The following is a 7,408-nucleotide window of genomic DNA, read 5'->3' on the forward strand; positions in this document are numbered from 1 at the left end:
GGCGATGCCGTCCTGGTCGAGGTCGCGCCAGACCTGCAGTGAACCCCAGGCGAGGTCCTCGGCGTTGAGCTGGCCATCGGCGTTGGCGTCCAGGTCGGCCAGGGCGTCGAAGCCATTGACCGCCCCGATGACCATCATGATGAAAAAGGCACCGTCGACCGCCGTTTGACGATCGTCGAGCCGCCGACCACGACAACGACGGAGCCACCTCCGGCCGCCAGGTTCGATACCGGTCTGGCTTGCCTGGTGATGATGGCCCGACTGCACGGCGTGGCGGCCGATCCTGACCAGTTGGCCCATGAGTCCGCAGCGGGGAGCGCGTTCGGCGTCGCCGACATCCTGCTCGCGGCCAGGCGGCTTGAGTTGCAGGCCAAGGCGGTGAAGATCGATGTTGCACGCCTGATAAAGACACCCTTGCCCGCCGTCGCCGTCGGCAGGGACGCCGCAGGCAAGCCCAGCTTCTTCATCCTGGCCCGGCTGGACAGCAATCAGGTCCTGGTGCAAGACCCGGCAGCAGGCCGCCCGGAAGCACTCGAGCTGGCCGACCTGCAAGCGCGGTGGACGGGCGAGGTCATCCTGTTCACGTCCCGCGCCTCCATGGCGGGCGAGCTGGTCAGGTTCGACTTCACCTGGTTCGTCCCGGCCATCGTCAAGTACCGCAAGCTCCTGGGCGAAGCGCTGCTGGTGAGCTTTGCCCTGCAGATCTTTGCCCTCATCACGCCGCTGTTCTTCCAGGTGGTCATGGACAAGGTGCTGGTCCATCGCGGCTTCACCACGCTGGATGTGATTGCCGTGGGCCTGACGGTGGTGGTGCTGTTCGAGGTCTCGCTCACCGCCTTGCGCAGCTACGTGTTCGCCCACACCACCAGCCGCATCGATGTGGAGCTGGGCGCGCGGCTGTTCCGGCACTTGCTCAGCTTGCCGCTGGACTATTTCCAGGCGCGGCGGGTGGGTGACTCTGTGGCCCGGGTGCGCGAACTCGAGAACATCCGCTCCTTCCTGACCGGCAACGCCATCACGCTGGTGCTGGACCTGCTGTTCTCGGTGGTCTTCATCGCCGTCATGCTGTACTACAGCGGCTGGCTGACGCTGATCGTGGTCTTGTCGCTGCCGTGTTACGTGATCTTGTCGTTGGCATTCACCCCGCTGCTGCGCGCCCGCCTGCATGAAAAGTTCAACCGGGGTGCAGAGAACCAGGCCTTTCTGGTAGAGACCGTCAGCGGCATCGACACCGTCAAGTCGATGGCGGTGGAGCCGCACTGGACGCGCAAGTGGAACAACCAGTTGGCGGCCTACGTGTCTTCCAGCTTCAGGACCGTCACCATCGGCACGTTGGCCAACAGCGGCGTGAGCCTGATCTCCAAGCTGGTCACCGTGGCCACGATGTACGTGGGTGCCCGCCTGGTGATCGAAGGCCGGCTGTCCGTCGGGCAGCTGATCGCCTTCAACATGCTGGCAGGCCAGGTGGCCCAGCCGATGATGCGCCTGGCGCAGCTCTGGACCGATTTCCAGCAGACGGGCATCTCACTCCAGCGCCTCGGGGACATCTTGAACACCCGCACCGAAGTCGCGGGCACCAGGAGCGCCCTGCCTCCCCTCGCCGGCCGCATCACCCTGGAGGGCGTGGTGTTCCGCTATCGCCCTGACGGCCCCGAGGTGCTCAAGGGCATTGACCTGGACATCCGCCCCGGCGAGGTGATCGGCATCGTGGGGCGCTCCGGCTCGGGCAAGAGCACGCTGACCAAGCTGGTGCAGCGCCTTCACGTGCCGGAGCGCGGCCGGGTGCTGGTGGACGGCACGGACCTGGCGTTGGCCGAGGCCAGCTCGCTGCGCAGGCAGATGGGGGTGGTGTTGCAGGAGAACGTGCTGTTCAGCCGCTCGATCCGCGACAACATCGCACTGGCGGACCCCGGCGTGCCGCTGGAAGCGGTGATCCAGGCGGCCAAGCTGGCAGGTGCGCACGACTTCATCCTTGAATTGCCCGAAGGCTACGACACCCAGGTGGGCGAGCACGGCTCGACGCTTTCAGGGGGGCAACGGCAACGCATGGCCATTGCGCGCGCGCTCATGACCAACCCGCGCATCCTCATCTTCGATGAGGCGACCAGTGCGCTGGACTACGAGAGCGAGCGGATCATCCAGAACAACATGAAGGCCATCTGCCAGGGCAGGACCGTGATCATCATCGCGCATCGGCTCTCGGCGGTGCGCGATGCCCACCGCATCGTGGTGATGGATCGCGGGCAGATCGCCGAAAGCGGCAGCCATTCGGAGTTGCTGAAGCACGAGGCCGGCCACTACGCACGGCTTCATCGCTTGCAGCAAGGGTGATGTGTCATGAGCCGCACGGCCGCTCCGAAGGCGAATAGCACCGTAGCCGCAGGCGAAGGTACTCCAGTGAGACGCACAACCGTTCCAGAGGCGAACAGCACCGCAGCCGAAGGCGAAGGTACCCGTGTGGGCGCGAAGCCGGGACTGCAGGCCGCCGGCGATCTGTTGCGCCGCTACACGGCAGCGTTCAGCCATGCATGGCGCCATCGGGCGCAGATGGAACCCGTGGAACGCCTGCCGCACGAAATGCAGTTCCTGCCTGCAGCGCTGTCGCTGCAGGAGACCCCGGTGTCACCCGCGCCACGGTGTGCCATGTGGATGCTGCTGTCCTTTGCGCTGCTGGCCTTGCTCTGGGCCGTAGTCGGTCGCATCGACGTGGTGGCCACCGCACAAGGCAAGGTCGTGCCCAACGACCGCACAAAGACCATCCAGCCCTTCGAGACCGCCACGGTGAAGCGCATCCTGGTCAGCGACGGGCAGCAGATCAAGGCTGGCGATGTGCTGATCGAACTCGACGCCACCGCAATGCAAGCCGACAAGGACCGCGTGCGGGGCGATCTGGCGGTGGCCCGCTTGCAATTCGCACGCGGGCAGTCGCTGCTGGAAGTGATCGACAAGGGCGTCGCACCCAAGCTGGTTCGACCGGAACAGGTGACGGATCCCCAGTTCATCGAAGCACAGCGCCTGCTGGCAGGACAAGTGGGCGAGTACGCCGCCAGACTGGGACGCATCGATGCCGAGGTGGCACGGCGAGAGGCGGAACTGCGCTCCACATTGGAACTGGTGCGCAAACTGGAGCAGACCGTGCCGATTGCCCAGCAGCGCGCCAGGGACTTCAAGAACCTGGTCGACCAGAACTTCGTTTCCAGGCACGGCTATCTGGAGCGGGAGCAGGCGCGCATCGAACAGGAGGCGGACCTGGCGAACCAGAGAAGCCGCTTGATGGAAATCGAAGCCGCGCTTCGTGAAGCCAGGGGCCAGCGCCAGCAGCAGACGGCCGAAACCCGCCGCATGGCGCTCGACAGCCTGACCGACGGGGAGCAAAAGCGTGCCGCACTGGAACAGGAGTACTTGAAGGCCGATTCACGCAGCAAGCTGATGCAGTTGAGCTCACCGGTGGATGGCACGGTGCAGCAGTTGGGCGTGCACACGATCGGAGGTGTGGTCACTCCCGCACAGCCGCTGATGATGATCGTGCCGGGCAACGACCCGCTGGAGGTGGAGGCTTTCATCGAGAACAAGGACATCGGGTTCGTCAAGGCCGGCCAGGAGGCGCAGGTCAAGGTCGAAACCTTCCAGTACACCAAGTACGGCACGATCGACGCCAGGGTGACGTCGGTCTCGCACGATGCGATCAATGATGAAAAGCGTGGATTGATCTACTCGACGCGGGTGAAGATGGCCAGGCCGGCCCTGCTCGTCGAGGGCACGGAGGTCATCCTCGGCCCCGGCATGGCGGTGTCGGTCGAGATCAAGACAGGCAAGCGCCGAGTGATCGAGTATTTCCTGTCGCCGCTGGTCCAGCATGCCGGCGAGAGTCTGCGTGAGCGTTAGCCGCGAGTAATGGGCTCGCCCCCGGGCGCCGTGCCCGCCCTGCAAATACGCATTGCGATCCGGGGCGCGCAGATGGATAGTCCACGCCATGGATGCCCTCCGCGCCGGCCACAAGTCCGCCCCCGCTTTCGCGCGCGGTCTCTGCCGTGCGCTGTCGCTCGCCTTCGCCTTGGCGCTGTGCGTGTCGGCCTTGCCCGCCCACGCCCAGGACCGCCCCCCTGAAAAGCGCATCGCGCTGGTGGTCGGCAACAGCCAGTACCCCAAGGTGCCGCTCGACAACCCCGTGAACGACGCGCGGCTGATCGCCGGCAACCTGCGCAAGCTGGGCTTCGACGTGAACCTGCAGCTCAACGTCGGCGTGCTGCCGTTCAGGCGGGCGCTGCGCGAGTTCGCGCGCCAGGTGCAGCAGGACGATGCCATCGCGGTGCTGTACTACGCGGGCCACGGCGTCCAGATCGACGGGCGCAACTACCTGCTGCCGGTGGACATCAACCTGCGCGACCAGGAGGAGGTGAAGGACGAGTCGGTCGACATCGAGGAGCTGTTCCTCAGCAAGATCGACAAGGTGGGCTCCTACCCGCGCATCGTGATCCTGGACGCCTGCCGCGACAACCCGTTCGCGGCGAAGACGCGCAACGTCCGGTCGGCCGGCGGGCTGGCGGAGATGGGCGCGCGCGGCACGCTGATCGCCTTCGCCTCGGCGCCCGGCGCGCCGGCCGAGGACGGGCCGGCGGGCCGCAACAGCATCTACAGCCGCAACCTCGCCGAGGAGATGATGATCCCCGGCCTGGAGGTCGAGCAGATGTTCAAGAACGTGCGCGTGCGCGTGTTGAGCGAAACGCGCCAGCGCCAGCTCCCATGGGTGAATACCTCGCTGACGTCGAACTTCAGCTTCAACCCGGCGGCGCGGCGGCCGGCGGCGGAGAACCCGGCGGCTGCCTCGCCTGCAGGCGCGCCTGCTGCGGCGTTGCCGGCGGCGCCGGCCGGTCGCGACTCACGGCCGAAGGACATCGACACCCTGCTCTCGCAGGCGCGGCGCGAGCGCGATACGGAAGTCGCGGCGGCCCCGCCCTCGTCCGTGCAGCCGGCGCCACCGCCCGCCGCGGCCCCGGCCCAGGTCCAGCCTTCCCAAGCCCAGGATCAGCCGCAGCCACGTGTCGCGGCCCTGACCCCATCCCCGCCCGCACCTTCACCATCGCCCTCCCCCTCGCAAGCGACCTCTTCATCGCGCAAGTTGCTCGACCGCAACGAGCTGCAGCAGCTCCTGGTCGGCAAGACCCACACCTTGCGCGACACGGCGCTCGGCGGCCAGACGCGCTGGGACCTGCGCAGCGGCGGCACGGTCTACTACAACAGCCAGGGTGTCTCCAACGTCCCGATCAACGGCTCGGGCCGCTGGGAGCTGAAGGACGACGGGGCACTCTGCGCGAAGTTCAACGCCACGCCGCCCAGCCGGCTCACCGATGCGCGCAGCCCCGACGACGGCTGCTGGTACTTCTTCCGCGACGGCGAGAAGCTGATGCGCAGCACCAGCATCGAGCCGCAGGCGCGACCGCAGGCCGAGGTCGTCAGGATCCAGTGAGGCGGGCGCGCTGTCGCAGTGCAGCGCGGCCACTCTCGATCGGCATGCGAGAGAATGCCTGCTCACCGTCCGCCGCCCGGACCCGAAAGACAAGGAGCGAATCCACCGTGCCAGAACGATCCTCTTCCGCCGGCCGCACCGGCCGCCCTTCCGCGCGCGCGGGCGAGCCTGCGCCGATCGAGGGAGGCGGCGGCCCGACGCGCCGGCGCCTGCGGCGCGAGCGCACGGACCTGCTGGAGACACGCATCCTCGACGCTGCCGCCGAGGAGTTCGCCGAGCACGGATTCGCCGGCGCGCGCATCGAGCGCGTCAGCGCCGCGGCCGGCACCGTGGACCGCATGCTGTACTACTACTACGGCAACAAGGAACGCCTCTACCAGGCCGTGCTGGCGAAGATCTACGAGGACATGATCGGCGCGCAGCGCGAGTTCGTGACGCCCGAGGATCCTGTCGAAGGCATGCGCCAGCTGGTGCAGCACTCGTGGGACCACTACCTCATGCACCCTAACCTCGTGCGGCTGCTGATGAACGAGAACCTGCTGCGCGGCAAGCACATCCGGCAGGCGCCGCAGGTGGTGGAGCGCACCGCACTGCCGCTGGTGCAGACGGTCGCGACCCTGCTCGAGAGCGGGCAGGCGCGCGGCGTGTTCCGCCGCGACGTGTCGTCCGAGCACGTGCTCATGACGATCATGTCGCTCGGCTTCTTCTACCTCTCGAACCAATACACCTGCGCCACCTGGATCGGCGCCGACCTGATGAGCCGGCCCCGCCGCGCCGCCTGGCGCGATCACATCTGCGACGTGGTGCTGCGCATGCTCGCGACGGGCGACGAGCCGGCCGAGGCGCAAGCCGCGCCCAAGTCCCGGCGCAAGGCGGCCGCTTCAAGGAAGTGATCAGGCCCGGGCGAGCGCGGCCCACTGCTCGCGCACGAAGCGAGCGACGCCCGAGTTCTGGCCGATCAGCGAGAAGCGCGCGTTGTGCGCGTAGTCGGGCAGGTTGATCATCTCTGTGGTGATCCAGCGCAGCGGCGAGTCGGCGTGGGTGCGGTGATGGAGCAGCACCTTGCGCACCACCTCGCGCGTGCAGGCGAGCGCGCCCGCGTCCCACGGCGAGTGCCATTCGCCGGGCGCCGGCTCGGTGAAGGGATAGAGGATGCCGCGTCCCGGCTCGCCCTTGGCATACGGAAAGATGGAATGCTCGGGCACGGCAGCGACCGCTTCGCCCGAGTCGCCGAGCGACCAGCGGTTGCGCGGGCCGTTCGGCGCCACGCTGCGCACCTGCAGCCAGCGCACGATGCCCATCTCCAGCCATTGGTCCACGAAGTTGCCGGGCTGGAAGGGGTCGAGCACCGCGCGCCCTGAAGCGACGTCTTCCGTCAGTCCGCAGATCGCCAGCTCCTGCGCATTGCCGATCTTGAAGATCGCATGGCTGTAGTCCAGCGTGAAGTGGAAGGGAACGCCGCGGCGGCGCACCGCCTCGGCCACCGGCGCAACGCGCCGCGGGTCCTCGCTCCACATGTTGACGTGCAGCTCGAAGGCCGGCTCCACGCCGCGCGCCATGCCTTCGTCGTAGGCGCGCAGGTAGAAGTCGGCCACCTCGTCGTTGCTGATGGGCCGCCCTGTCGCATCGTGCCAGTGCAGCATGATGTTGTGGGTGCGGGCGCCGACCTCGGCCGCGAGCTGAAGCTTGTCGGCGAGCAGCGCCTCGTCGCGCCCGAGCGCATAGAACCAGCTCGCGGTGTGCACCGGCAGGTCGAAGCGCTCGATGCAGCGCAGGTAGGTGTCGACCTGTCCGGGCATCGGCAGGCGGTCGAAGCAGTCGAAGGCGCCGCTCTCGCGCACCAGGCGGAACTGCTCCTCGATCGGCGGCTCGGTCAGCGACACCGGCCGCTCGATCGAGGAGGCCTGCGCGCCGCGGCCGTTGCAGCCGATCGGCGGGGGG

Annotated in this window: 6 protein-coding genes; 4 read left to right on the forward strand and 2 right to left on the reverse strand. The window is 67.7% G+C overall.

Annotated features, from left to right (window positions below; translation table 11 throughout):
• Positions 1-300, reverse strand: a 300-nt coding sequence (locus tag APY03_RS42655; protein WP_198161290.1) for a hypothetical protein, incomplete at its 3' end; no start/stop codon positions are given.
• Between APY03_RS42655 and APY03_RS23800 the strand changes: the two genes are divergently transcribed.
• From APY03_RS23800 to APY03_RS42660, 4 genes are all read left to right on the forward strand, one after another.
• Positions 250-2,331, forward strand: coding sequence for a type I secretion system permease/ATPase (locus tag APY03_RS23800; protein ID WP_083944537.1), 2,082 nt, complete (start codon positions 250-252; stop codon positions 2,329-2,331). The genes APY03_RS42655 and APY03_RS23800 overlap by 51 nt on opposite strands.
• Before the next feature lie 66 nt (positions 2,332-2,397).
• A complete protein-coding gene (locus tag APY03_RS23805) occupies positions 2,398-3,885 on the forward strand; it encodes an HlyD family type I secretion periplasmic adaptor subunit (RefSeq protein ID WP_232081305.1) in 1,488 nt (495 codons plus the stop codon).
• 88 nt (positions 3,886-3,973) lie between these two features.
• Positions 3,974-5,467, forward strand: a complete 1,494-nt coding sequence (locus APY03_RS23810) for a caspase family protein (RefSeq protein WP_068680714.1) — start codon at positions 3,974-3,976, stop codon at positions 5,465-5,467.
• 107 nt (positions 5,468-5,574) lie between these two features.
• Positions 5,575-6,360, forward strand: coding sequence for a TetR/AcrR family transcriptional regulator (locus APY03_RS42660; RefSeq protein WP_068680716.1), 786 nt, complete (start codon positions 5,575-5,577; stop codon positions 6,358-6,360).
• Here the strand turns inward: APY03_RS42660 and APY03_RS23820 are convergent.
• Positions 6,361-7,408 (reverse strand): xylose isomerase (locus APY03_RS23820; RefSeq protein WP_068680718.1); only part of this gene is annotated, 1,048 nt, incomplete at its 5' end.

Origin of the sequence: Variovorax sp. WDL1, assembly GCF_001541225.1 — a bacterium.
Classification (GTDB): domain Bacteria; phylum Pseudomonadota; class Gammaproteobacteria; order Burkholderiales; family Burkholderiaceae_C; genus Variovorax.